The following is a 25,097-nucleotide window of genomic DNA, read 5'->3' as shown; positions in this document are numbered from 1 at the left end:
TTTAAATTTGTTCGCATATATTTTTGCGAAAGCGGACATCATAATTAGTGAAGAAGGAACACATTGAAAAAGCGACCACCAATTGATGAGTACAACAACATAGTGAAGTCATCATGAAATGGGGTGTCCATGTTGGACAAAGAAATTTACACATAACCAGATTATTTGTTTCATTTTAGAAACGGGGTGTCTCCGAAAGAGCATATACTGTTTTAAAAAATAAACAATTTCCCTTTATAAAGATTGCAATTCATTTCACTTGAAAATGGGGTGTCTACGGCAGAAACTTTAGCCGATTTACCGTGCATTTCTTAAATAAATGAGGTGTCTGCGAAACGTAAATTACGATAATGCTTTTTCAATCCCTCTTCAGAAAACAGGAAGCTGAGTCAGCTTCCTGTTTTTCGTGTTTGTTCTCTTATGTAATTATGGTAAAATACGGCTAAGGCTATTTGAAAGGATGAGATCAATGAATCATACAGCGGACAATTGTATTTTTTGTAAAATTATTGACGGGCAAATCCCTTGCTCAAAAGTATACGAAGATGAACATGTGCTTGCATTTTTAGATATTAGTCAAGTAACAAAAGGACATACCCTTGTTATTCCAAAAGTTCACAAACAAGACATTTTTGCGTTAACGCCAGAAATCGCATCACACATTTTTTCTGTCGTTCCGAAAATCGCAAATGCGATTAAAGCAGAGTTTAATCCAGTTGGCTTTAACCTACTTAACAATAACGGTGAAAAAGCTGGACAAACTGTGTTCCACTTCCACCTTCATTTAATTCCACGCTACGGTGAAAACGATGGTTTCGGTGCTGTTTGGAAATCACATCAAAATGAATACACAATGGAAAATTTACAAAACATCGCAAGTACAATTGCAAATAGTGTGAAATAATGACACTATAATAAGAAGTAATACATAACAAGCCACTTTCCTAAAGTGATGACATATTGTACGGCTTGTTTCTCCACTCAAGATGCCGGGGACTGTGCACTGCACACTTTTCTTTCCCTTGCCTTACAAATATGCATATGTTTTCACATCATGAATACGAACAAAAAATAAGGAGGTTTCCTTTTATGTCAAAAGCTAAATCCTTTATTACAGGTGTCATTTGCGGCGGAGCAGTTGCTGGACTAGCCGTTCTTTTCTCTACTCCTTCTTCTGGTAAAGCTATGCGCGGTAAGCTAAAAGAAAAAGGAACTGATATTAAAAAGACTTTAGCTGATATTACAGCTGATACAAAATTATTAAAACGTCAAATCGTTGAAACTGCTTCAGAAGGTAAAGAAGTGTTTCAAGAATTAAAAGACGATATGCAAGACACGCTTTCTAACTGGAAGCAAGACATTTCTCAAAACAAACGACATATTGAGAAAGAAATTTTGGACATTCAAAAATCAATTGAGAAACTACAAGAAGCTGTTCCGGAAAAAGCGTAAACAAATTCCTGCTTAGTTTTTTGCATATAACAAATATTTTTTATATAAATTGACCTTAACACGGCCTATCACATAGATATGCCGTGTTTTTATGCATTTACAATATATGTTATCACTTAACATGTATGGACAACGCATGTATTCACGACTCATAAAACGCTTCCATAGTTATGCATGATTTGTATAGAATGTCATTTTTCCAAAAAATTTTCACAATTCTCACAAAAAGACTTTATTAATTTTTATTTTACTGGCATAATAGATAGTAATGAAAAAGAATGTTAAAGTGGGTGAGTAAATGAAAAGTGGAGAAAAAGATTACTCGGTAAAAGAAGCGATGATTTTCAGCCAACGCATTGCTCAATTATCGAAAGCGTTATGGAAATGTGTAGAGAAAGATTGGCAACAGTGGATCAAGCCTTACGATTTAAACATTAATGAGCATCATATTCTATCAATCGCTTATCATTTAAAAGGGGCTTCCATTTCTGAGATTGCAAAGTTTGGAGTTATGCACGTATCAACGGCGTTTAACTTCTCGAAAAAGCTGGAAGAACGCGGCTATCTTGTATTCTCGAAAAAAGAAGATGACAAACGAAATACGTACATTGAGATTACAGACAAAGGGGAAGAACTACTACTTCGCTTAATGGAGGAGTATGATCCTGAAAATAATTCTGTATTTAATGGGGCTCTTGCACTTCGTAATTTTTACGGTAAGTTCCCAGAAAATATCGAACTTATCGCTATCTTGCGCAACATTTACGGACAAGACTTCATCGATATTTTTGAGAAATCGTTAGAGAATATTGAGGAGAATTTTACGGAATCCGATCAGAAGTTAGTTAAGAAGTAATCTATTTATTTTTTCGCAATCATGCTTAAGAATTCATTCATAAGCGGCTTAAATAAACCTTGTTTTGCTAGCGCTTCCGCAGTTTCGTGTACTTCGAGCTGATGTGGAAGCGCTTTTTCAAATTGATCTAACAACGCATCGAACAGAAGAAGCCCTTCTGCTTTCTCCACTACATATTGCTCGTTCAGCATTTCACAAAGATGTAGTATACGTTCAATATCTTTTTTACGAGCTTTTTTCTTTATGATTAAAGAATAAAATGGACACTTTTCTTCATCAATCATTTTAAATAGTAGGTCTACGTAGTATTCAGCTTGTTCTAATCTTCTAACAACGTCCATTTTCTCCCTCTCTTTCTAACACAAAGTCTTCTATTTCTGAATTTTATAACACGAACAAAATATCGTATGATACAATATATAAAGTATATGTATTTTAGCCAAAAGGAGGTCTCGCCTCATGACACTTATAACAGTTGTTTTTGTCGCATTCGCACTTCTTGTTATATTTTACACGAATTTCATGACACATACACTGTGTGAACGAAAACAAATAGCTGCGAGCCGCCAACCCGGTGTCTTTCGGGTTATTAATGTATGTATAACAATTTTATTAATTTCTAGTTATATAGAAATTATATTTCATGGAAAGTGAGGAAGGAAGCCCCTTCCTCACTTTTTTCCTCTATAAGCAAATTATACCTACTATAACCAATAAAATAAACAGTACAAGTAATAAAATAAGTTGAGAATTCATCCCCATCCCCTCCTCTTTTCTGTATATGCGGCATGCGCCCAATATGGAACACCTTCAAAATCTGACACATACTGGTTAAATTTTCTTTATCAATATGAAATCGAGTCGAAATATGATATATTAAATTTTGTACATATTGCTTATACTATGAAATAAATGACACGCATCTTAACTTTATCCTAAAGCCTCGGTAAGCCCTGTTAAGCGCGCTTTACCAATACAAAAAGCAAAAGTATCAGTGAGACTTAATCGGGCTCTTATGAACTAAAATTCATTGGGTAGGATAAATTAAAAATACATAATAGTAGGAGTGTTTATCGAATGAAGAAAGCTATGCTTGCCTTAGCCGCAACAAGTGTAATTGCATTATCAGCATGTGGAACATCATCATCAGACAAAATCGTTACATCTAAAGCTGGTGACATTACAAAAGACGAGTTCTACGAGCAAATGAAGACACAAGCTGGTAAACAAGTACTAAACAACATGGTTATGGAAAAAGTACTTATTAAAAACTACAAAGTTGAAGACAAAGAAGTAGACAAAAAGTTCGATGAAATGAAAAAACAATACGGTGATCAATTCGATACACTATTAAAACAACAAGGCATTAAAGAAGAAACGTTAAAAACTGGTGTGCGTGCTCAATTAGCGCAAGAAAAAGCTATCGAGAAAACAATCACTGATAAAGAATTAAAAGATAACTACAAGCCTGAAATTAAAGCAAGCCACATTCTTGTAAAAGATGAAGCGACTGCTAAAAAAGTTAAAGAAGAACTTGGACAAGGTAAATCTTTCGAAGAGTTAGCGAAACAATACTCTGAAGATACTGGTTCAAAAGAAAAAGGTGGCGACTTAGGATTCTTCGGAGCTGGTAAAATGGTTAAAGAATTCGAAGATGCTGCTTATAAACTGAAAAAAGATGAAGTAAGCGAGCCTGTGAAATCACAATTCGGTTACCACATCATTAAAGTAACAGACATTAAAGAACCAGAAAAATCTTTCGAACAATCTAAAGATGACATCAAAAAAGAAATCGTTGCGAAGAAATCACAAGACGGCGAATTCATGAACGATCTTATGATGAAAGAAATCAAAAAAGCTGACGTAAAAGTTGACGATAAAGATTTAAAAGATCTTTTCAAAGAGCCAAAAGCTGACGAAAAGAAAGACGAAAAGAAATAATGAAGTGAAAAAAGCTTGGGCTTCGGCCCAAGCTTTTTTATTTTGCCCTCTCTTCGCGATACTTTGCGTCTAGGTTCGGATTCGGTAAGTGAAATTATACGTTTGGTTTTCGTGACTCTAAATTATATCAGCGATTTTCAAAATATATCAGCGCAACTCCAATTATATCGGCGATTCTTGAAATATATCGACTTACCGACAAAAACTGACAATGATCGCTATCCTCTCTTCAAGAAACACAAAAAAACCTTGATTCCATCACACACGGAACCAAGGTTTATCTTATTATCATTGATTAAATGAAAAAACTATGTTAAATTAGTACAGAAACACGTTTCGAAAAATACAGAGAACGTATTTATCCGTATCTTAATTGTACACCAAAACATATCTTCAGTCAACCTCTATTTTTCACTTTTAAAGGAGTGCTTACCGTATGAACAAAAAACTTGATTTAGAGCAAAAACGATTGGATACCGTAATCGAAACGATTACGCAGCAAATTGATAAACTGGAAAACGAAACTGGCAGACGCCGGGCAGAAGTAATCCATATTCGTAAACACTTCTGGGATGACGTGAAAGTGAATACTGATACTTTTGATGATTATCTTGAAACAGTTATCAACTTAAGACAACAAGCTCAGTCACTAGCTGTCACACAAATTACCCATAAGCACACCTTTAATCGACTTGCCGCATTAAGACGTATGCATAAAGCACCTTACTTCGGACGAATTGATTTCAAAGAAGAAGGAGAATCTGCTGCGGAGAAAATTTACATCGGCGTAGCTACACTTACTGATGCAAGCGGAGAAAACTTTCTTATATATGACTGGCGTGCACCTATTTCGAGTGTGTACTACGATTATCCACCAGGACCGGCTGAATACAGTACACCAGGCGGCGTAATCCATGGTAACGTGGAGAAAAAATTACAATACATTATTCAAAATGGCGAGATTGATTCTATGTTCGATACGAGCCTTACAATTGGTGATGAAATCTTGCAACAAGCGCTCGGAAAAGGTACGAACAAACATATGCAAAGTATCGTCGCTACGATTCAGCGCGAGCAAAATGAAATTATTCGTCACGATGAAGGCCGACTCCTTATCGTGCAAGGAGCTGCTGGTAGTGGTAAAACGTCAGCTGCCCTGCAACGAATCGCCTACTTACTATATAAATATCGCGAATGGCTAAAAGCGGATCAAATTATTCTCTTCTCCCCTAACTCTATGTTCAATAGCTACGTTTCTAACGTACTACCTGAACTCGGTGAAGAAAATATGCAGCAAGTGACATTCCAAGAATACTTAAACCATAGACTAAGCAAGTCATTTGACGTTGAAGATCCTTATGAACAATTAGAATATATGTTAACTGAAACGAATAGCCCCACCTATAAAACGAGAGATGCTAGCATTCGCTTTAAAGCATCTACTCAATTTTTCGAGATGATTAGAGCGTATAGACAATCTCTTGAATCTTCAGGCATGCTATTTAGAGGAATGAAATTTAGAGGAAAACTAATTGCCTCTGCTAAAGAAATTACAGAGCAATTTTATAATACGGATTCCTCCCTCCGCTTCCATAATCGAATTGAAAAGTTAACAGATTGGCTAAATAAAAAAATAGATGAGATTGAAAAAACAGAACTGAAAAAACCTTGGGTAGAAGAAGAAATTGAATTACTTAGTAAAGATGAATACCAAAAGGCTTATAAATATTTACAGAAAAAAGGCGAGTTTGAAGACAACTCCTTTAATGACTTTGAGAAAGAAACGAAAGTACTCGGTCGTATGATTGTCCGTAAAAAATTGAAGCCGCTTCGTAAAGGCGTTCAAACATTGCGCTTCATCAACTTCACAGGCATATATAAACAACTCTTTACAAATGCATCGTGGGTTACTGGGGAAAAGCCGGCAGAATGGGATGACATTTGCTCCTTAACAGTAAACATGCTTGATGAAGGAAAGCTATATTACGAGGATGCGACTCCATTTTTACTTTTAAAAGAATTAATTGAAGGCTTCCAAACGAATAGATCGATTAAACACGTACTCGTAGACGAAGCGCAAGATTATTCGCCGTTTCAATTCGAGTTTTTAAAACGTCTCTTCCCTGCTGCAAGAATGACTGTACTCGGAGACTTTAATCAAGCGATATTTGCCCATGCGAGTGAAGCAGTGAATTTCAATACACTTACTAGCTTATACGGACCAGACGAAACGAACGGCATCAACTTAACTCGTAGCTATCGCTCAACAAAACCGATTATTGAATTCACACGTGCTCTCGTACCGGAAGGCAAAAACATTCACACCTTTGAACGTGATGGTGAGAAACCTACAGTGACGAAAGTATCGAATGACAGCGAACTGCATGAGCATATTACCGCCAAAGTTGCTGCACTACAAAAAGAGCAGCACAATACAATCGCAATTATATGTAAATCTGCAGCTGAAAGCGCCGCTGCCTACGAAGCACTTCGTCATATCGAAAATATTAAACTTGTGAAAAGTAACTCAGCCGAGTATGAGCAAGGCATTGTCGTGATCCCTGCTTACTTAGCGAAAGGTATCGAATTTGATGCTGTTATTATTTACAATGCTTCTAAAGATGTATACAGTGATGAGAGCGTTCGTAGATTGTTCTACACTGCTTGCACACGCGCAATGCATGAATTGCAACTTTATAGCGTTGGCGAGGTTAGTCCGTTTATACTCGGGGCTGATGCGGAGAGTTTTGAACTTATTACACCTTGATAACAATCAAGGTGTTTCTTTTTTGTGCAGGATTTACACCTTAAAAGTAGAATATATCATTTTAGAAAAAGCTAAGGAGTGAAAAGATGAACCATTACTTTATCGCTATTTATGACGGCCTGTTTCCTACCGACAAATTACATAACATTTTACAATCTAATCCTACTTTTACCGACCTAAACGTCCGCCCTCTCGAAATCTCCTCACCAAGACCTTTCACATTATTAGTTGGCGAAGAACACGATACACTCACAACTGGACTTACAGACAAATACCACTTATTAACGAAAGAGTTGCAAACACTTGAACAGCAAGAAAAGTACTACTATGTATACGATTATAAAATTAGAAAGACCATCGAGAATCCTACCCAAAAATGCTTTCCATTAGCCAAAATCAATATAAGTGTTACGAAATTCCATAAGATGATTCAGAAAGTAAAAGACTTAAAACGCCCTGTATTTGCAGGTTATAACATCATTTCTCATGATGGAGACATACTTACGCTTGATGTACTTCTATCTTCACCTTTATTAGATCCTAATACTTCTGAAAAAGATGCAGAAGAATACGCCTATTTACAACAACTAGCTGAATCTATATCTCGTTCTGAATTATGTACATCTATTAAAGCGAGTTCACTTATTACAACATAAAAAGAGGGTTATTTCTCATAACCCTCTTCTACTATCTATTTACGTTTCTGAAACAAAAAATTAATGTTGAAAAAGAAATAGATTAAAATCTTATTTATCAATTAGCGAAAACCTTCTATTAATTATCTGAGGTTTCCGAACGTTTAATAAATAAAGCTACAACGACTGCAAGTAGTGCCAAACCAAAGCCAATCGTAAATGCGTTATGCACGCCTGAAACCATCGCTTCTATCAATTGAGCTGGGTCAGTTGGATTTGAAGATGCATCCAAATATTTCTTTTGTCCGGAAGTCATAACACTAATAAAGAAGGCAACTCCTACCGCACCCGCTACTTGTGATAGAGTATTCAAAATAGCTGTTCCGTGAGGATAAAATCGCTTCGGAAGTTGGTTCAAACCGTTCGTTTGCGCTGGCATCATAATCATTGAAATGGATACCATCATAGTGACATGTAATAGGATGAAAGTTATTTTAGACGTATCTGCCGTTACTTGTGTAAAGAACCACATCACACCTGCTAATAATATCGTACCAGGAATAATAAGCGCTCTTGGACCAAACTTGTCAAAGAGCTTCCCTGAAACTGGAGAAAGTAGACCATTCAACAGGCTACCAGGAAGCATGATAAGACCAGTTGCATAGACAGTTAAGCCTAAAGCACCTTGGAATAGAAATGGTAGTAACGTCATTGTCGAGAACATCGTCATCATCATAATCGTCAATAAAATTGTCGTCAGCGTAAACATCGGATATTTAAATGCACTAAGATCTAGTAACGGCTCTTTCAATTTCAATTGACGTAATACGAAGAATAGAAGTGCTACAAGACCAATTAGGATTATGCCATATACTTGGAAACTATCCCAACCTTCACCTGAGCTACTAAATCCATAAACAATCCCGCCAAATCCAATTGTAGATAAAAGAATAGATAACACATCTACCTTTGGTTTAGTAGGCTCTGAGACATTTTTTAAATAAATAAACGCGAAAACGATAGAAAAAATTGCGAATGGAAGAACGATATAAAATAGCCATCTCCAATTCCATGTTTCTAAAATGATACCTGAAAGTGTCGGTCCAATAGCAGGAGCGAACATGATCACAAGCCCAATACTCCCCATTGCCGCTCCTCTCTTTTCAGGAGGATATAGAAGGAGAATCGTATTCATTAATACGGGCATCATTAATCCCGTACCTGCCGCTTGTAACAAGCGACCCACCAATAGTATAGAAAATCCAGGTGCAATCGCACTTACAAATGTACCGAAAGTAAAGACTACCATCGCACCTATGAATACTTGTCTTGTTGTAAACCATTGTACTAATAAAGCAGAAGCTGGAATTAGTACAGCAACTACAAGCATGTACCCTGTTGAAAGCCATTGAAGAGTTGATGGTGTTACATTCAACTCAATCATCAATTGCGGAAAAGCAACGTTCAATAATGTTTCATTCAAAATGGTGAAAAACGCCCCAATGATCATCGATATTAAAATTGGGAGTCTTTTCACATTGTCAAATTCCTTTGACTGCGAAGAAACAGACGCAGTTTGAGCATTCATACATAAACCTCCTCGTATTCTTTTATAAATTCTTACTACCTTTGTTAGTCATATTTAATGTAGAAACGCCCATGCCAAATTGAAGGCGATACAGCACAACTACAAGTAGGATCAACAATGACATCACGCCGAAGATATTACTATACATATTTGCAGCTTCATTTGCAACAAAAGGATTGAGTTGTAGCGAAGTAGAACCATTATCAAGCAATTTCCCTACTACACTCATAGCCATCGCGCCAGATATGAAATTAATCATCGACAGTAATCCCATTCCAACACCTGTCTCTTCCTTTGACAATGTTTGCGAAATTGTATTAGACATTGAAATCTGCATAAAGGTCTGTCCTACATTTCCGAAAATTAAAATCAAGGCAATGATAAACACTGAGACCCCGATGAAAGTAGATAATAATGAGAAAGCTAGGAATATGAATACTGAGGCAATAAAAACGAGTGCAAAGTTGCCTCGAGTATCAGCTAACCTTCCTCCTTTTCTTCCCATAATTGCCGAGGCAATCGCAGCTGGAACTAAAACAAAACCAATATTCGAAGGAGTCAATCCATTTACTGCCGATAGAAATTGCGGCGTCATAAATGTCATACTAAAACTCATCGCTGTCGTCATAAAAGCAAGGAGTAACCCAATCGAAAAATTCTTATTTTTAAACAGAGTCGGTTTAAGAAAAGGTTCTTTAGCTTTTTTAATCCGCAGAATGAAGAATGCTAACATAACAAATCCCCCAAGGAATAACAGCACTTGCATCTGCGTAATGGCAAGCAAGAAGAACGTGACCGATACAGCTAATAGTCCTCCGCCAAGAATATCAATACGACCCGCCTTCCCTTTTGCATTGTCTAAATATTTTCTAAAGAAAGGTAGTGTCAGAAGCGGTAGTAAAGAAAGAACAAACATGAGCCTCCAGCTTCCAAGACTCGTGATTAATCCTGCCGCAACGGGTCCTAGCGCATTACCAAGTGCCAAACCTACTGCTGAAGTTCCAAGTGCACGCCCCCTTTTTTCTGGTGCAAAGTACCTGACTGGAATGATCATCGCCGTCGCTGGAAGAACAGAAGCTCCTGCTGCTTGAATGACACGCCCAAAAATAATAACCCAATACTCAGTAGCAAGTAAACCAAGCAAGGAACCTAGAGCGAAAATAAGTAGTCCATACGTTAACAAATCCTTTAGCCGATATTTATCCGCCAGTTTTCCCATCACGATGGAACCAACAGCGTAAACAACCATATAACTAGTCATAATCCAACTAACCTCTGACGGAACAAGGTTAAATTCTTTCCCTATCTCAGGAAGAGCTACATTAAACATCGTACCGTTCATAACCGAGAATATTAGCGTAACGACTAAAACTCCTAGCAATTTATCCGCATTTTGTGATGATTTATCTACCATCGTGTAGACCTCCTTTTCTTTTTCCGGTAATCTATACAAAATTAAATGAGTATCAACATAATGAATATCCTCACTATTTTATTATAATGAGGATATCATTTCATCGTAATTCAGTCTCCATTCATTCGAACCTACTAATCTACAATTTACTCTACAGAAGTTCTGTTACTGCTGAAGAATGAACGAACGCAAGAATTAACGCTACAATCATAAGTACTGCTGCCGGCATCATTTTACCAACTGAATCTTTAACACGAATATGGAACAATACAGCTCCTAACATAATACAAGCAATCCACAGTGCCGCTAAAACGAGTATTACCCCATTCCAAAAACCAAAAATCAGTCCTACCACTCCTGCTAAAGCGATCCAACCTGTCGCAATTCTAAACCATTGAGGTAAACCTAAATGAGCGAAAGCCTCTACTTGCATTTTCGCTCCCGCAATTTTACTCACACTTGAAAAGAAAAATGCAAAAATTAATAAACATTGAAGTACTAATGCTACAATAGTCATGTACAATCCTCCGTTACATATGGTTTTTTAAGGGTATTGCTATTAAATGCTGAAACGATTTGAAATTCCTTACATAAATCCACCTCGCTCTATTATCGTTTTCTATAGACCCCTGCATCAGTTATAATAGTAATTATCCCGCTATTACACATTATGAGTATATAATATAATGAGTTTACTCACTAATTGTTTATAATATAGAGAGGATACTCACTAATAATATACAATATATTTATGAAACGTGCAAAAATGAACTACAAAATAATGAGGAGGTCATCCCATTCATGAAATCAAATAATCCAGCTGCAATAGATATCATCCATATATTAATGCAATCGACCAACTATGTTCAAAGAGAATTTCAATCCCAATTGTCAGCTCTTGACACACCTTATCATCTAACAGGGCCAAGGCTACGCGTTCTATCTACCGTTTCTGAAAATGGCCCCATTCGAATGAACGCATTAGCTGCTAAATTAGGCGTCAAAGCACGTACAGTTACCGATTTTGTCGATGCACTCGAACAAGACAAGCTCCTAATTCGTATACCAGATCCAACTGATCGCCGAGCTACATTAATTCAACTTACTGAACGCGCGCAATCTAATATGGAGCAGGCGCTCGCATTCCAAGACAAAGTCGCAAACGATATTTTGCAAAATCTCACATTAGAGCAGCGTGAGCAGTTTTTTGAACTTCTATTACAATTAATAAAAGATAAGCAAATTCCTGATTCATGCGGAGAAGTTGAAAACGGAAAAACTTGCTAAGTATGCTAATGCAAAAAAGTAAACCACCTAGGCCCTAAAAAATATGGAAATAGGTGGTTTACTTTTTTAAGATGTCGTTCTCACTGAAATATCTTTACGCCGATATACACTTAGCACAATCCCCATTATAAATGCATGAAACAGAGTTGGTACTAATCCATAACTAATAAAAGGTAATGATATAGAAACACGTGGTAATATCCCGAGGATCATGCCAACGTTACAAATGAAATGGATTGCAAAAAGAGTCACTCCACCAACGAGAAGCAATTTACCATAACCATCATTTATTTTATAAGCTATGTTCATTATTCTTACTGCAAAAAGAGAAAGAATCAAGACAAGAACTAGCGCAAGCACATATCCATAATAGTAAGTCAAACTCGCGAATACAAAATCAGTATGGGCAGCAGGGATAGACTTTATATTTCCATATGTACCAAACCAACCTGCTGAAGACATCGCCTCTTGTAAACGTAAATCCCATTGATCATGCGCTGGGTTTATAAATCCTAAAAATCTAGCTATCCGGTATTCTTTTACAGCAGACCAGGAAAATAGATCCCTAATAATAAAGAGAAAAATTGGTAACATTGTAATGAGCCATGCCGTTTTCTTTCCTAGCTTACTCCACCAAAGCATAACGAATACCATCGTAATGTAGATGAAAATTGGTAAAATAATTGATGTAGTTAGAAATAGATATAAAGAAAATACGTACAACATGAGAAGATGCATAAACTTTAACCTACTATTATTGAAAAAAGAAGCCCAGGCTAGAAAAAAGAATGGTATCGTCATTAAACAGTCAATTTTGATGGGGCCAATTTTTATTATTGCTTCCCCATTCACGTAACCACTTGGAAACCATTTTAACGTTAACAGAATAAGTACTCCGATTGTATAAAACAGCCATCCAAACCTCTCTAACTTTCGATAATCAAGTAGCATCATTCCAATAGCTGTTGCAATGCCGAGAATCACAAAAACTACTTTGTTCATTAGTAAATCGTTCGTATGGCCAAGAGCGATTATCGGTAAAAATCCTAACCCCATAGCAGCCACTAATAAAATAAGTAAGAACCAATCCACCTTTGGCTTATGCAGTTTGTTAAGTTCTTGCCCTAGTTTAATCGGACTTCCCATTTGTTCCACAGCTTTATTTTCAGCAACTTCCTCACTCAAGCCTTTTTCTATCCACGTGTTCTTCGCCTGTTTTAAATGAAAATCTAGTTCGGTTGCTACAAAGCTCTTTGCTTCTTTTGATTTAATATGATTCGTAACTTCGCTTACAAAACGCTCCCCTTTTTTATTCAATTTCGCCTCACTCCTGTACTAAGCCTTTTAATATAAATTGTACCTTCGTAGCATTTTTTTCTGCCTTTCGCAGCATCTTTCTTCCTTTATCATTTAATTGATAATATTTCGCTCCTGCATGATCCCAGCTAGATTGGATAAAACGATTCTGTTCTAGACGATGTAATACGGTATATAAAAACCCTTCATTTCCTTCGAATTTCCGAATCCCTCTCCCTCGTAGTAGCTGTGACAATTCGTACCCTGTTTTTTCATTACTGAGGAGTTGTAAAATCGCTAAAGAGATGTCCTCTTCCTTTTCGTTTGACGCATTGATTTTTTCGCGCACCTGCTTTCGATGTTGATCAGAAAAACTCAAATGTTTAAACGTTGTATTCTCCATTGATTTTCGTAGGCCTTTTAATCGATCTTCCATTTGATTATTCCTCCAATCCTTTCTTCAAAAGCTCCTTCGCTTTTTTCAATCTCGTTTTTATCGTGTTTTCCTTCACATCTATTACAATCGCAATCTCTTTAATTGATAACTCTTCATAATAAAATAGATAAATAACTTCTCGATATTTTATCGGTAAATTCATTACTGCAGAAGCCAGTTCACGATCCTCCGCATTTTGAATGACAGTTTGTTCCACACTTTCTTTTTGACTCTCCATATACGTAAAGTTATCCTCTGTAACGATAACTTTTTTGTTATACCAACTTTTTAAATAATCCTTACAATGATTGATTGCAATTCTCCATAACCATGTTTTCAAGTTCGAATTCCCTTTATATGTATGAAGAGATTTATAGCATTTCACAAATATATCTTGCGTTAAATCCTCCGCAACCTCTTTATTATTCACATATGAATACACAAGCTGTAAGACTTCTTGTCCATACTTGTTCATGATTTCATCGATAAGGAGTTCCTTATCTTCTATTTCAAACGCTTCTACCGTTAATTCATCCACATCATTTCCTGGTTTGAAATTCTTATAAAAATCTATAAATTGTTGGCGAACCAAGTCAAATGCCAACTACCGAAAAGGAATCTCACCTTTTTCCTGTCCGTAAGGGCTGTGACCTTTTCATCCACCTATTGTGAAAGAATGACGGCAGGTTCCTGTTAGGAACGGTCTGTTCTTGCATACTACCATTCATCCAAGTCAGTAGTATGCAAGAGGTTATAAGAAATAAACCAGTATCCCCCTTCTCATTTAAATTTTAAATACGAATTGTTGATTGCTCATATAAACAGTTTTGTGAAGAATGCTCCACAATTTCCAATTGTGATGTTCTTTCCACGTTTTAATTGTTTGTAACCATTTTTTATATACTTTTTTCGTATCCGTATTCTTTTTACTTTCTTCCATAGAAGCAACAAGAATACGCAGTTTTGTTGTAATTTGGTTTTTTAATAATAAAATAATCTCTTTTGGTAATTGTTCTTGCAATTCTAATCCACGTCTTGCAATCGTGAATGCGGCTGTTTCATGAACGCTAATACCGTATTTTTTACTATATTTTAATTTTCCAATCACACTTGTATAAGCAGGATTCACTGTTTTGACAGAAAACCCTTTGCGAAGAGCCATACGAATTAAATTGTTCAACATCTTTTTATACGTAAATTGATGGAAATTACGATTACTGTATTTATCAGTATCATGAGATTGTTGAAACTTTAACTCTTCTAAAACAATTCCACCTACATTGTTTTCCAACAACCATGTTTTAATTTGTTGTACGATTTGTCCAATTATCGTTCCGCGTTTGTTTGTTGAAAACGTATTAAGATTGTGTAGATAAAAAATTTTTGAACCTTTAAAATTACCTTGTTTTGTACATAAACTAACTGCAATACGGTCCGGATTTACATCGATTCCTGCCATTACATCTGATTGTGGTGTTTCCTTGAAATCTAGTACGCGACCTATTTCCGTTTCATCAAACGTAATATTTACATAAAATTCACTTTGTTTACGAATGATTTCTACACTATATTTTTGATGCTCTATCATCGGTTTTCCTTTTGGATTTACACCGATTTGCTCTCCCATAACGACATTTGTAATTTGATGATAAAAACGATATGGAATGATAATCGGAACTTTGATTCGTGGGCTTTTTGTTTTTCCATTTGTTAGTCCTAATGGATTTGCAATTTCTAACCATCCTTGCCCACAGTCATCAACTGTAATGCGCATGTTCAAATTCCCTTTTTTGCTTTTATCTCCACGAGAATATAATTGTCGTGTACGCAAATCTTTCCATTCTTGATTGGATATCTTGTTTTTCATTCTTTCATAGAAATTTTTCCGCCCACCAAAAATAATAGGAGGTAATGTTTCATTTTTAATATGTTTTGCATACGTTTCCATTCTTTGTTCTAATTTTTGTTTTCGTTTTCTTAAACCAATTAAACAAGTTTCTAACGAAACTTGTTTAGGTCTTTTTTTGCCGCTTTCATAATCATCTATTTTTTGTAACGTCTTTTCTAACTTTTTTTGATTGTTTTCTAGGTAAACTGGAAGAAGTTCTTTTTGAGAGGAAAGGATCGTTTGCGCTTGTAAAACCGCATCTTCACAAAAACGTTTATTTAACAAATATTTAGGCTGTAATTTTTTTATCAATTCTTTCTCGTTTTCGCCATCAATCAAACGATTCAAACTATATCTTTTTGCACTTTCGAACGTACGAATCAAAGTAATTAAATCTTCCGTCTGTTCTTTTGTAATAGAACCGATTTTACAAGCCCGTGTTGTTTTCATCCTTTCCACCCTTTTCTAATACGAATTTTATTGCATTTTCTAATTTTCTACCTCCTCTTTTCCCATGAATTTTTGCAGAAAAAGAGGCTGTGATTGCTATAAGATCTTCCACTAATTCGGATTCTTCGTGTTTTTTCAATGTGTTCTATCCGCAATAAAAACACCTTCTTTATCCCAATTCCGTAAAGTTTGTTGCGTTTTTCCTAATATGTTTGCAGCTTTCCCAATTGAAATATAATTTTTTATTTTCATTACCTGAAAATATTATATGTTGAATTTTGTAAAAAAACGTAACATATAATTGTAAATTTTTATAGTTTTTTATAGATTTTTATTTACTGTTATTTCCTCCTTCCCATATATTAGACGACGTACTGTATGGAAAAGTTTTATAAATACATAAAAAAAAATACGGCTGACAATGCTCATACCGTTTGGTTACACCTTTATCAATGAACTACCGCTTAACTTCATTAGCTAACTCCACTTCCCTCTAAAGTTCAAATTCATTTTCACTTCCACTGAATAGTACCCTAGGAATTTTTGATTCCATCAATTGCTCCTTTAATTTTTAAAATAACATTTTTTACAAATCACTTCCTCAACAAATTACATTTAATAAACCGAATAGTCGTTACAATATATTCACCTAAAGAGCGTCTTTCTCCCAAGGCGCTCTTTAAGTTTGCAATAAGGGTTTTGTCTTAGTTTTCTAGTAGTTCTAGATTGTGTCATAAATGTTTTTATCAAAGTCATCATCCTAAGCCTTCTAGATGACTTTTTATGACCGATTGAGTTCCCTCAGCTAAATTAAAAAGAGAACCCATTTAATTGAGTCCTCTTTCTTTCTAACGCTCACTTAAAGAATCTAATATTTCATGGCCATACAAAGATGGCTTGATAATATCAAAACCAATAAATTCTTCATACTTCTTATCTGCAAAATAAAATACGATATTATGAAATAACACTTTTTGCAAATAATTATCCTGAGAAACTCTAAATGAGTATATGTATGCATTATCGTTTGAAGCTTTCTTTTTATATATTTTACTCATATTTGTTAATTCTTTTAATTTATCAGCATTTTCTCCAAAAAACTCAATCCCCACTATACGATCAAATTGATCTATATCTAAATTTAGTTTTGGATTTTCTTCTAACTCTTCAGTCGATTCAATCTCAATTTCTGAAGTGAATGGAATTACATACAGATATGCCATCTGGATTTCAGGGTCATAAGTAATTAATTTTTTCATGCTACACCTCATATTGGTATCTTATTTTTCGTATGAAACTTCTCTCAACAAACTAAATATTAGGTTTTTTGGTTATAAAATACAAGCATAGTATTTAAAATCACAAAAAAACCACCTAAAGGCTCCCCTTCAGGTGGTTCTCTATTTTATGCTAACGCAGCTGCTTGCTCTTGTTGATCTACAGGAATTACAGCGTCTGTTAATGCTTTTTCTAATTCAGCTGTGTATTTCATTTGTTCTTCTTTGCTCCAGCCTAGTTTCGCAGCCATATAGTTGATTACTGCTTCTTTCCACTCGTATACCCAGTGGATGTTGAAGAATACAGCCCCTCTGCGGCGTACGAAGAAGTCAACTGGTTTTGCTGTCATTTCGTAATCCATTGCGTATACAAGCGGGATTAGAACGTCAAGCGGCATGTTATATTCTTTCGCTTCATCTTTATGTTTTTTCGCTAAGTCGAATAGTACGTCAACGTTAGAGCCGTAGAATTTCGCGAATTCTTCTGCTTGTGCTTTCGTTAAACCAGATTTCGTACCCTCGTCTGCTTTTTTCGCAACGAATGCCGGGAATCCGTGTGAACCACTTACATGTCCACCAGAGATTGGCATATGTTTCGTGTCACTCTTCGGATATGCATTATGACCTTCTTTTTGTAGTAAGTTCGTTACGTAGTCTACTACCATTTCAGCCATTTTGCGGTATCCTGTTAATTTTCCGCCAGCGATTGTAATTAAACCAGATTCAGAAGTCCAAATTTCATCTTTACGAGAAATTTCAGATGCATTCTTACCTTCTTCATAAATTAATGGACGTACACCAGCCCAACTTGATTCCACATCTTTTTCTGTAATTTTCACACTTGGGAACATGTAGTTAATCGCGTTAATGATGTATGTGCGATCTTCTGTTGTCATGTGTGGTACAGCTGCGTCTTTATCATAGAACGTATCTGTTGTACCTACGTATGTTTTTCCGCCGCGAGGAATCGCGAACACCATACGTTTATCTGGTGTATCGAAGTAAATAGCTTGCCCTAATGGGAAACGTTTTTGATCAATTACTAAGTGCACACCTTTTGATAACTGAAGTACTTTCCCTTTTTTCGAGTTATCTTTTTCACGAAGTGTATCTACCCAAGGACCAGCTGCATTTACAATTTTCTTACCGTACACTTCATATACTTCTCCATCTAGTAAATCGATTACACGTACACCGCATACTTTTCCATCTTTATATAAGAAACCGTCTACTTTTGCGTAGTTAACAGCTTTTGCGCCGTGTTCAATTGCTTCTTTCATTACTTCAATTGTAAGACGCGCATCGTCTGTACGATATTCTACGTAGTAACCGCCGCCTTTTAATCCTTCTTTTTTTACAAGAGGCTCTTTGTTTAATGTTTCTTCACGGTTAAACATTTTTCTGCGCTCGCTTCGTTTTACGCCTGCTAAGAAGTCATATACACGAAGACCAATTGATGTACTAAATGATCCGAACGTACCGCCTGTATGGAACGGAAGTAACATCCACTCTGGTGTTGTTACATGGGGACCGTTCTCATATACGATTGCACGCTCTTTCCCCACCTCTGCTACCATTTTCACTTCAAGTTGTTTTAAATAACGTAGACCACCGTGTACAAGTTTCGTTGAACGACTTGATGTACCTGCTGCAAAGTCCTGCATTTCAAACACAATTGTTGATAATCCGCGTGTTGCCCCATCTAATGCAATACCAGAACCAGTAATACCTCCACCAATTACGATCACATCTAACTCTTGTTTATTTACTCCGTTTAATACGTCTTTACGTTGTTTACTTGAAAATTTCATGGTAATTCCTCCCTTTGATAACGAAAAAAGAGACCACGAACTCCGCTATAGATTTCGCCTCTATAGCGTGTTGTGGTCTCTCCAAATCTCCTACCGAATTATTAACTTGTCACCATTATAACACTGTTTATGATTATTTGAAAGCTTTTGTTGCTTCAATTGCTTTTTTCCATCCAGCATATAGCTCTTCGCTTGTTTCCGCTTCCATCGTTGGTTCAAAGCGTTTGTCCATATGCCACTGTTCTTTAATTTCATCTTGGTTTTTCCAATATCCAACCGCAAGACCAGCTAAATACGCTGCACCTAAAGCTGTCGTTTCATTGATCACTGGACGCTCTACAGGAACGTCTAAAATATCACTTTGGAACTTCATTAAGAAGTTATTTTTAACAGCTCCACCATCAACGCGTAATGTATTCAGTTCAATACCTGAATCTGCTTCCATTGCACATAATACATCTTTCGTTTGGTAAGCTAAAGATTCTAGTGTTGCACGAATGAAATGCTCTTTCGTCGTACCGCGCGTTACACCAAACATAGCGCCGCGTACTTCACTATCCCAGTACGGTGTGCCTAAACCTACGAATGCTGGTACAACGTATACACCTTCAGTTGATGCAACGCGTGATGCGTATACTTCACTCTCACTTGCATCTTTAAACATGCGCATTCCGTCACGTAACCACTGAATTGCAGAACCTGCTACGAAAATACTTCCTTCTAATGCATAGTTTACTTTACCATCTAAACCCCATGCAATTGTTGTTAATAGGCCATGCTCAGAAGCTACTGCTTTTTCACCTGTGTTCATTAACATGAAGCAACCAGTTCCGTAAGTATTTTTCGCCATACCTTCACCGAAACAAGCTTGTCCAAATAATGCTGCTTGTTGGTCACCAGCTACACCTGCAATCGGTACATTTTGGCCGAAGAAGTGATAGTCAATTGTTTCTCCATATATTTCAGATGATGGACGTACTTCTGGAAGCATGCTCTTTGGTACTGTTAACATGTCTAGAAGCTCATCATCCCACTGTAAGTCGTGAATGTTAAACATTAATGTACGTGATGCATTTGAGTAATCTGTTACGTGCGCTTTACCACCAGACAATTTCCACACAAGCCACGTATCAATTGTTCCGAATAATAACTCGCCATTTTCTGCTTTTTCTCTTGCACCTTCAACGTTATCTAAAATCCATTTTACTTTCGTACCAGAGAAGTATGCGTCAATTAAAAGACCTGTTTTTTCGCGAACCGTTTCGCTATAACCTTTTTCTTTTAACTCATCACAAATTTCAACTGTTTGACGAGATTGCCATACGATTGCGTTGTAAATTGGTTTTCCAGTCGTTTTATCCCAAACAACCGCTGTTTCACGTTGGTTCGTAATACCGATACCAGCGATTTGTTCTGGTTTTACATCTGCTTCGCTTAAGCAAGTTGCGATAACTGCTAAAATAGATCCCCAAATTTCTTGTGCATTATGCTCTACCCAACCTGGCTTCGGAAAATGTTGTGTAAACTCTTTTTGAGCTGAATGAACAATTTCACCTTTTTTATTGAACAGAATTGCGCGTGAGCTAGTTGTTCCTTGGTCTAATGAAAGAATATATTTTTTCATATCGGTTTCCCCCTATGCTACTTTTCTACTATTTGTATTGTTTTCACTTTTTTTACTTGTCATATAAGAGATTGCTAGTACGATCACAGTTGCAATAATCACATAAATAAGTGCTGCATTTTGTTTTCCTTCAAATACAACTTGATGGAATAATCCTGCAAGTGATCCACCTAAAATTGGACCAACTACTGGAATCCATGCATACTTCCAGTTTGAACCGCCTTTTCCTGCAATCGGAAGGAAGAAGTGTGCGATACGCGGACCTAAATCACGAGCCGGGTTAATCGCGTATCCTGTTGTTCCACCTAATGATAAACCAATACTTACAATTAAGAAACCTACGATAAATGGATTTAAACCATCTGCAAATTTATTTGCTCCAATTGCTAATATACCAAATACTAAAACGAATGTTCCAATCATTTCACTTAAAAGGTTTGTAAATGTGTTCGGAATTGCTGGACCTGTTGCAAATACACCTAATTTTGTTCCTGGATCTTCTGTTTCTTTCCAGTGTGGTAAGTAATGTAAATATACAAGAACTGCCCCGATAATTGCCCCAATCATTTGTGCTGCGATATAACCTGGTACGTCACTCCATGGGAACGCTCCCTTAAAAGCAAGCCCTATCGTTAAAGCCGGATTCAAATGTGCCCCACTAATTGATCCAACCGCGTACGCTGCAACTGCTACCGCTAAGCCCCAGCCCATTGTAATGACAATCCAACCAGAATCTTTCGCAAACGACTTCTTTAAACTTACACCAGCGCAAACACCGCCACCAAGTAAGATTAACAATGCAGTCCCTACTAACTCTCCTAAAAATGCTGACATAGTATCCCTCCACAATCAATTTAAACGCTTTCAAATGTGATAGAGGTAAAATGAATGGCCATTCGTTTTTTTCAAAAGAAAAAGATCCACAGCTTACATGCTTCTATATAAAATATATAGAAACAATAAAATGTGGATCTCTTCTTTTCTCCGTCACGTTTATTAACTTGTCTATAATGTTAACCTTTCATGAAAGCGGTGTCAACAGAATTTTTTCACATTTTCGTCACTTTTTTTGGTAATGTTTCCATAGTTCTTTTTTGGATGTCGTAATTGCTGTCGCACCAGCATTTAAAGCTCTTTCAACATCTTCCACAGTACGAATGAAACCACCCGCCAAAATCGGTACACCAGTGCGCTCTTTCACTTCAGCGATAATGTCCGTCATTGCCCCTGGAAGCACCTCAATATAATCCGGTTTCGTCTTTTCTAACAGATTGCAACTCTTCTCCATTGCGCTAGAATCGATTAAAAAGATACGCTGAATTGCCACAACGCCCTTTTGCTTCGCCTTCATAATGACGCCAGCCTTCGTCGAAAGTAACCCGTACGGTCTAAACTCTTGGCATAAATACTCCGTCGCATGCCCATCACTCTGCAAGCCATGAATTAAATCCACATGTAAAAATACCTTCTTACAATATTGCTTCGCAAGTGATACAACACTCCTCAATTGACCGACATGAATATCTAAAATAACGATATACTCATACGAACTATGTAATAGCTTTTCCAAATCTTTAATTTGCCTCACTGCCGGCAAAATCTTTTGTTCATGAAATTCCATTCTATATGTCCCCTTCCTATCTATTCTTTATAGTACACAATTTGTATGAAAAGAACAGCTAGTGTCGGGGATTTCTTTCACTATCTATACATTTTTTTCAACTTATCAGAAGCCGTTCCACTTATAACCATTAATATGAGGGGTAAAAAGTTCATTACATATGGCGCATCCGCTAAAATTGTAATGCTTGCGCCTGCAAACTTGTTTAATGTCCATACAACGATTTTTGTAATAAATAAAAATACACCCATCATAAATAAACTATCGAAAAACACCTTCCACTTTGGATGCGCTAATTGCTTACTATCTTCAATAACTTTCTGCGTCAACTCTTCATCACTCCTTAGCAGTTCATCAATCGTAATACCGAACAGATCGCTTAAATGAATAATAATTTCAATGCTCGGATAGTTCTTTCCCGTCTCCCATTTCGAAACAGATTGCCTACTTACATGAATTTTTTCAGCCAAATCATGTTGCGACCAATTTCGTTTTTCTCGTTCTTCTTTTAAACGTTCGCTAAAAATCATACTGTGTTTATCACCTCTCTACGTCTAGTATGGGCAAATAACTGATGAAGAGTAAAGCGAGTTGTCGTTGCGTAAGTTGTGCAACTTGTGCGTTACAGGTTGTCATGGCACTATATAGCGTGTCGATTTCATATATTTTTCTTCTATAATAATTTCCCGAACAATAATTGTACCACTTAATATCGTCGCTTTGTGTCGGTAAGTCGATATCTTGTGTCGAATCGTTGATATATTCCAAGTTGTGTTCGATATATTTGAAAAATCGTTGATATATTTCAGGAAATAAAAAAGTGGATAACGATACGTTATCCACTCTACTCTAATTATAATAAAACCGAGTCTTTATCACTATCCTGATTCTGTTTCTCTCGCTCTTCTTCTAAACGTTTCATATACACTTCGCCTTCTTTTTCATAATGCGACAGAAAGCTTCTCTTTTTTATACACATTATTTGTTTGATACAAATCATTTAAGATATTTCCCCAAATCATCTAAGTTTCTTGTATGATTTAAAATGATTACATACTCAACTTCAACTTCTGTTACTACCGTTTCTAAAACTTGATGAATCTCAACATAATCATTTTCATATTCTTTTGCCGAAGTTACAATCTCTTCTAAGGTTCTTACTAATGTTTCAGCACTCCAGTCTTTTGTTGACAACGCTACATAGGTTTGAAATTTTTTTGTATTCATGTTAGTTCCCACCCTCTTTATTGACGTTTGGTAATTAGAATATATAGTTTTATTTATGTAAAATCAATTACCTTTTCATTTAGTAAGTCTCCAATTTTAAAATGACAGCTAATAAAAAAAGAAGAGAAATAAAATCCATTTCTCTTCTTCAAAAATTTCTATTACAGCAATACCGAATCTTTATCACTACTTTGATTACGCTTCTCTCGCTCTTCTTCTAAACGCTTCATATATACTTCGCCTTCTTTTTCAATAAACTCATTATCCATATCTTGTTCTTTTTTTGAAGTATATAAAACCATGTAGCCACTTAATACGATCCCTACGATTACAAGATACACCCACCATGGTAAAGTTTCCACTTAACTTCATTCCTTTCCTTAGACAAGCCTTATTAGTTTCACTGTATGAGGAAAGAAGTGGATTTATGCTTAAAATTTACCCCGCATTAACGGGACAGTAAGACTCCCACCTCAAAACTCGGCTGGAGCGAAGAAGTTAGGCGGGAGATCAACTGCCCGTAAAAGCCCGATTGGTTCAACTAATAATCAGTGGGGATGAAGAACCCCCACTGATTAAAGTTTCACTTTATTGCGGATTCTTCGCGAAGAACGCTTGTACATATTCCATAAATTCGATTGGCTCCTGGCGAAACGGTGCGTGGTATCCTTTTTCAATGATATGGAACGTACTATTCGCAAATAGCTCATGATACAGTTCACCATTTTTCCAAGAAACGCTCTTATCGTGTCGTCCCCATATAATTAAAGTCGGCACCTTAATCTTGTCTGCTTCCATCGCGATGCGGCGCTCTCTCATCTTCGTAAGCTGATCATAATGCTCTTTATCGTCGCGACTATTTTTCACCGCGTTTTTATTATAATCCGTAATCTCTGTTACAGTTTGTAAGTCTGTTGATAGTGGCGGCACTTCATAACTTTCTTTTTGCTGGAAAGACTCTATCCCTGTAGAGTCTGCTAAAACGAGATGCGTTACTGCATCCGGATATAAATACGCTAAATTTAGTGACATCTCTCCGCCCATTGAATGACCGAGCACCGCAAACTGATCGTATCCGAGTTTCTTCATTAACTTATAATATAAATTCACTTGTGTAGGAAACGAATACTCAAAATCAACTGGCTTAGAAGAACGGCCAAACCCTAAAATATCAACTGCAATAATCGTATGATTCTTCATAAGTTCCGGATAAATATCACTAAACCCATCTGAAGAACCACCAAACCCGTGAAGCATAAGTAAAGGCGGCTTCCCCTCACCAATTTGCTTAAAATAAATCGTCTGCCCATCAATCTGCGCCATACTCTCTTTCGTATGTAGCTTCATCACAACAGTATCTTTCACTTCTCCAACCTTCGCAATCGGCTTATCAACGAAGTTACATACGATAAGCAAAATGAGCACAATAGCGCTAATGAAATAAAATTTAAACCGTTTCAACATTCCCGTCTCCTTTCTCTTGTTGCTATTTAAAGTTTTTACATTTTTTGGTTGTTTTATAATTAA

The 25,097-nt window shown here is 36.4% G+C and carries 27 protein-coding genes and 1 pseudogene; 8 read left to right on the top strand and 20 right to left on the bottom strand.

Annotation, left to right across the window (positions count from 1 at the left end):
- Positions 1 to 469 precede the first annotated feature (469 nt).
- The 3 genes from ACTFOB_RS08360 (at position 470) to ACTFOB_RS08350 (ending at position 2,308) form a co-directional block, all read left to right on the top strand.
- On the top strand, positions 470 to 904 hold the full coding sequence (locus ACTFOB_RS08360) for an HIT family protein (protein ID WP_001016840.1): 435 nt from the start codon (positions 470 to 472) through the stop codon (positions 902 to 904).
- A gap of 185 nt (positions 905 to 1,089) precedes the next feature.
- Positions 1,090 to 1,452, top strand: a complete 363-nt coding sequence (locus ACTFOB_RS08355; protein WP_000030296.1) for a YtxH domain-containing protein — start codon at positions 1,090 to 1,092, stop codon at positions 1,450 to 1,452.
- Between the two features lie 298 nt (positions 1,453 to 1,750).
- Entirely contained in the window at positions 1,751 to 2,308 is a 558-nt protein-coding gene (locus tag ACTFOB_RS08350; protein WP_000834920.1) for an HTH-type transcriptional regulator Hpr, read from the top strand.
- A 5-nt stretch (positions 2,309 to 2,313) separates the two neighbouring features.
- Here ACTFOB_RS08350 and ACTFOB_RS08345 read toward each other — a convergent pair whose 3' ends face one another.
- Complete coding sequence (locus ACTFOB_RS08345; protein WP_440026639.1) at positions 2,314 to 2,649, bottom strand: DUF1878 family protein; 336 nt, start codon at positions 2,647 to 2,649, stop codon at positions 2,314 to 2,316.
- Positions 2,650 to 2,767: 118 nt separating this feature from the next.
- Here ACTFOB_RS08345 and ACTFOB_RS08340 point away from each other — a divergent pair, with 118 nt between their 5' ends.
- Positions 2,768 to 2,962 carry a hypothetical protein gene (locus ACTFOB_RS08340; protein ID WP_000172690.1) on the top strand — a complete coding sequence of 65 codons (195 nt, stop codon included), beginning with the start codon at positions 2,768 to 2,770 and terminating at the stop codon, positions 2,960 to 2,962.
- 30 nt (positions 2,963 to 2,992) lie between these two features.
- Here ACTFOB_RS08340 and ACTFOB_RS08335 read toward each other — a convergent pair whose 3' ends face one another.
- A complete protein-coding gene (locus ACTFOB_RS08335) occupies positions 2,993 to 3,106 on the bottom strand; it encodes a hypothetical protein (protein ID WP_002007073.1) in 114 nt (37 codons plus the stop codon).
- A gap of 279 nt (positions 3,107 to 3,385) precedes the next feature.
- On the opposite strand from ACTFOB_RS08335, the gene prsA reads away from it, so the two are divergent.
- The 3 genes from prsA to ACTFOB_RS08320 all read left to right on the top strand — a co-directional run bounded on the left by prsA (position 3,386) and on the right by ACTFOB_RS08320 (position 7,672).
- A complete protein-coding gene (gene prsA, locus ACTFOB_RS08330) occupies positions 3,386 to 4,249 on the top strand; it encodes a peptidylprolyl isomerase PrsA (RefSeq protein WP_440026637.1) in 864 nt (287 codons plus the stop codon).
- Positions 4,250 to 4,685: 436 nt separating this feature from the next.
- Positions 4,686 to 7,016, top strand: a complete 2,331-nt coding sequence (gene helD, locus ACTFOB_RS08325; protein ID WP_440026635.1) for an RNA polymerase recycling motor HelD — start codon at positions 4,686 to 4,688, stop codon at positions 7,014 to 7,016.
- Positions 7,017 to 7,102: 86 nt separating this feature from the next.
- Positions 7,103 to 7,672 carry a hypothetical protein gene (locus ACTFOB_RS08320; RefSeq protein ID WP_440026633.1) on the top strand — a complete coding sequence of 190 codons (570 nt, stop codon included), beginning with the start codon at positions 7,103 to 7,105 and terminating at the stop codon, positions 7,670 to 7,672.
- A gap of 118 nt (positions 7,673 to 7,790) precedes the next feature.
- On the opposite strand, the gene ACTFOB_RS08315 is transcribed toward ACTFOB_RS08320, so the two are convergent.
- From ACTFOB_RS08315 to ACTFOB_RS08305, 3 genes are all read right to left on the bottom strand, one after another.
- Entirely contained in the window at positions 7,791 to 9,239 is a 1,449-nt protein-coding gene (locus ACTFOB_RS08315; protein ID WP_440026631.1) for an MDR family MFS transporter, read from the bottom strand.
- Positions 9,240 to 9,261: 22 nt separating this feature from the next.
- On the bottom strand, positions 9,262 to 10,653 hold the full coding sequence (locus ACTFOB_RS08310) for an MFS transporter (RefSeq protein ID WP_440026754.1): 1,392 nt from the start codon (positions 10,651 to 10,653) through the stop codon (positions 9,262 to 9,264).
- A gap of 151 nt (positions 10,654 to 10,804) precedes the next feature.
- Positions 10,805 to 11,170: a DoxX family protein gene (locus ACTFOB_RS08305; protein ID WP_440026629.1), complete on the bottom strand. Its 366-nt coding sequence runs from the start codon at positions 11,168 to 11,170 to the stop codon at positions 10,805 to 10,807.
- A 284-nt stretch (positions 11,171 to 11,454) separates the two neighbouring features.
- Here ACTFOB_RS08305 and ACTFOB_RS08300 point away from each other — a divergent pair, with 284 nt between their 5' ends.
- Complete coding sequence (locus ACTFOB_RS08300; RefSeq protein ID WP_440026627.1) at positions 11,455 to 11,940, top strand: MarR family winged helix-turn-helix transcriptional regulator; 486 nt, start codon at positions 11,455 to 11,457, stop codon at positions 11,938 to 11,940.
- Positions 11,941 to 12,006: 66 nt separating this feature from the next.
- Here the strand turns inward: ACTFOB_RS08300 and ACTFOB_RS08295 are convergent, their stop codons facing one another.
- The 15 genes and pseudogenes from ACTFOB_RS08295 to ACTFOB_RS08225 all read right to left on the bottom strand — a co-directional run bounded on the left by ACTFOB_RS08295 (position 12,007) and on the right by ACTFOB_RS08225 (position 25,034).
- Positions 12,007 to 13,257, bottom strand: a complete 1,251-nt coding sequence (locus ACTFOB_RS08295; protein ID WP_440026624.1) for an FtsW/RodA/SpoVE family cell cycle protein — start codon at positions 13,255 to 13,257, stop codon at positions 12,007 to 12,009.
- Positions 13,258 to 13,264: 7 nt separating this feature from the next.
- Positions 13,265 to 13,672, bottom strand: coding sequence for a PadR family transcriptional regulator (locus ACTFOB_RS08290; RefSeq protein WP_016128876.1), 408 nt, complete (start codon positions 13,670 to 13,672; stop codon positions 13,265 to 13,267).
- 4 nt (positions 13,673 to 13,676) lie between these two features.
- The gene (locus ACTFOB_RS08285) at positions 13,677 to 14,210 is read right to left on the bottom strand and encodes a sigma-70 family RNA polymerase sigma factor (protein WP_440026752.1); all 534 of its coding nucleotides are present in this window, start codon (positions 14,208 to 14,210) and stop codon (positions 13,677 to 13,679) included.
- 246 nt (positions 14,211 to 14,456) lie between these two features.
- Entirely contained in the window at positions 14,457 to 16,010 is a 1,554-nt protein-coding gene (locus ACTFOB_RS08280; RefSeq protein ID WP_440026622.1) for an IS200/IS605 family accessory protein TnpB-related protein, read from the bottom strand.
- Positions 15,988 to 16,149 (bottom strand): resolvase, encoded by a 162-nt coding sequence (locus ACTFOB_RS08275; protein WP_440026620.1) that lies wholly within the window; start codon positions 16,147 to 16,149, stop codon positions 15,988 to 15,990. The genes ACTFOB_RS08280 and ACTFOB_RS08275 overlap by 23 nt, the downstream gene beginning before the upstream one ends.
- A 709-nt stretch (positions 16,150 to 16,858) precedes the next feature.
- Positions 16,859 to 17,269 carry a DUF2283 domain-containing protein gene (locus tag ACTFOB_RS08270; protein WP_440026617.1) on the bottom strand — a complete coding sequence of 137 codons (411 nt, stop codon included), beginning with the start codon at positions 17,267 to 17,269 and terminating at the stop codon, positions 16,859 to 16,861.
- A 146-nt stretch (positions 17,270 to 17,415) separates the two neighbouring features.
- Positions 17,416 to 19,098, bottom strand: coding sequence for an aerobic glycerol-3-phosphate dehydrogenase (gene glpD / locus ACTFOB_RS08265; protein ID WP_440026616.1), 1,683 nt, complete (start codon positions 19,096 to 19,098; stop codon positions 17,416 to 17,418).
- A gap of 133 nt (positions 19,099 to 19,231) precedes the next feature.
- Positions 19,232 to 20,722, bottom strand: a complete 1,491-nt coding sequence (gene glpK / locus ACTFOB_RS08260; protein WP_440026614.1) for a glycerol kinase GlpK — start codon at positions 20,720 to 20,722, stop codon at positions 19,232 to 19,234.
- A gap of 12 nt (positions 20,723 to 20,734) precedes the next feature.
- Positions 20,735 to 21,556: a glycerol uptake facilitator protein GlpF gene (gene glpF / locus ACTFOB_RS08255; RefSeq protein ID WP_440026613.1), complete on the bottom strand. Its 822-nt coding sequence runs from the start codon at positions 21,554 to 21,556 to the stop codon at positions 20,735 to 20,737.
- A gap of 226 nt (positions 21,557 to 21,782) precedes the next feature.
- The gene (gene glpP, locus ACTFOB_RS08250; RefSeq protein ID WP_440026611.1) at positions 21,783 to 22,343 is read right to left on the bottom strand and encodes a glycerol uptake operon antiterminator GlpP; all 561 of its coding nucleotides are present in this window, start codon (positions 22,341 to 22,343) and stop codon (positions 21,783 to 21,785) included.
- A gap of 80 nt (positions 22,344 to 22,423) precedes the next feature.
- Positions 22,424 to 22,873, bottom strand: a complete 450-nt coding sequence (locus ACTFOB_RS08245; RefSeq protein ID WP_440026609.1) for a helix-turn-helix domain-containing protein — start codon at positions 22,871 to 22,873, stop codon at positions 22,424 to 22,426.
- A 323-nt stretch (positions 22,874 to 23,196) separates the two neighbouring features.
- A pseudogene (locus tag ACTFOB_RS08240) lies at positions 23,197 to 23,286 on the bottom strand (sporulation YhaL family protein); the annotation flags it as partial.
- A gap of 53 nt (positions 23,287 to 23,339) precedes the next feature.
- Positions 23,340 to 23,570, bottom strand: a complete 231-nt coding sequence (locus tag ACTFOB_RS08235) for a hypothetical protein (RefSeq protein ID WP_440026607.1) — start codon at positions 23,568 to 23,570, stop codon at positions 23,340 to 23,342.
- 161 nt (positions 23,571 to 23,731) lie between these two features.
- On the bottom strand, positions 23,732 to 23,932 hold the full coding sequence (locus tag ACTFOB_RS08230) for a sporulation YhaL family protein (RefSeq protein ID WP_000449226.1): 201 nt from the start codon (positions 23,930 to 23,932) through the stop codon (positions 23,732 to 23,734).
- Positions 23,933 to 24,158: 226 nt separating this feature from the next.
- Positions 24,159 to 25,034 (bottom strand): alpha/beta fold hydrolase, encoded by an 876-nt coding sequence (locus tag ACTFOB_RS08225; protein ID WP_440026605.1) that lies wholly within the window; start codon positions 25,032 to 25,034, stop codon positions 24,159 to 24,161.
- Between the last annotated feature and the right edge of the window lie 63 nt (positions 25,035 to 25,097).

Origin of the sequence: Bacillus cereus group sp. MYBK79-1 (genome assembly GCF_051915365.1) — a bacterium.
Classification (GTDB): domain Bacteria; phylum Bacillota; class Bacilli; order Bacillales; family Bacillaceae_G; genus Bacillus_A.
Note: the sequence above shows the minus strand (reverse complement) of the source record. Positions and strands in the feature narration are given on the sequence as shown.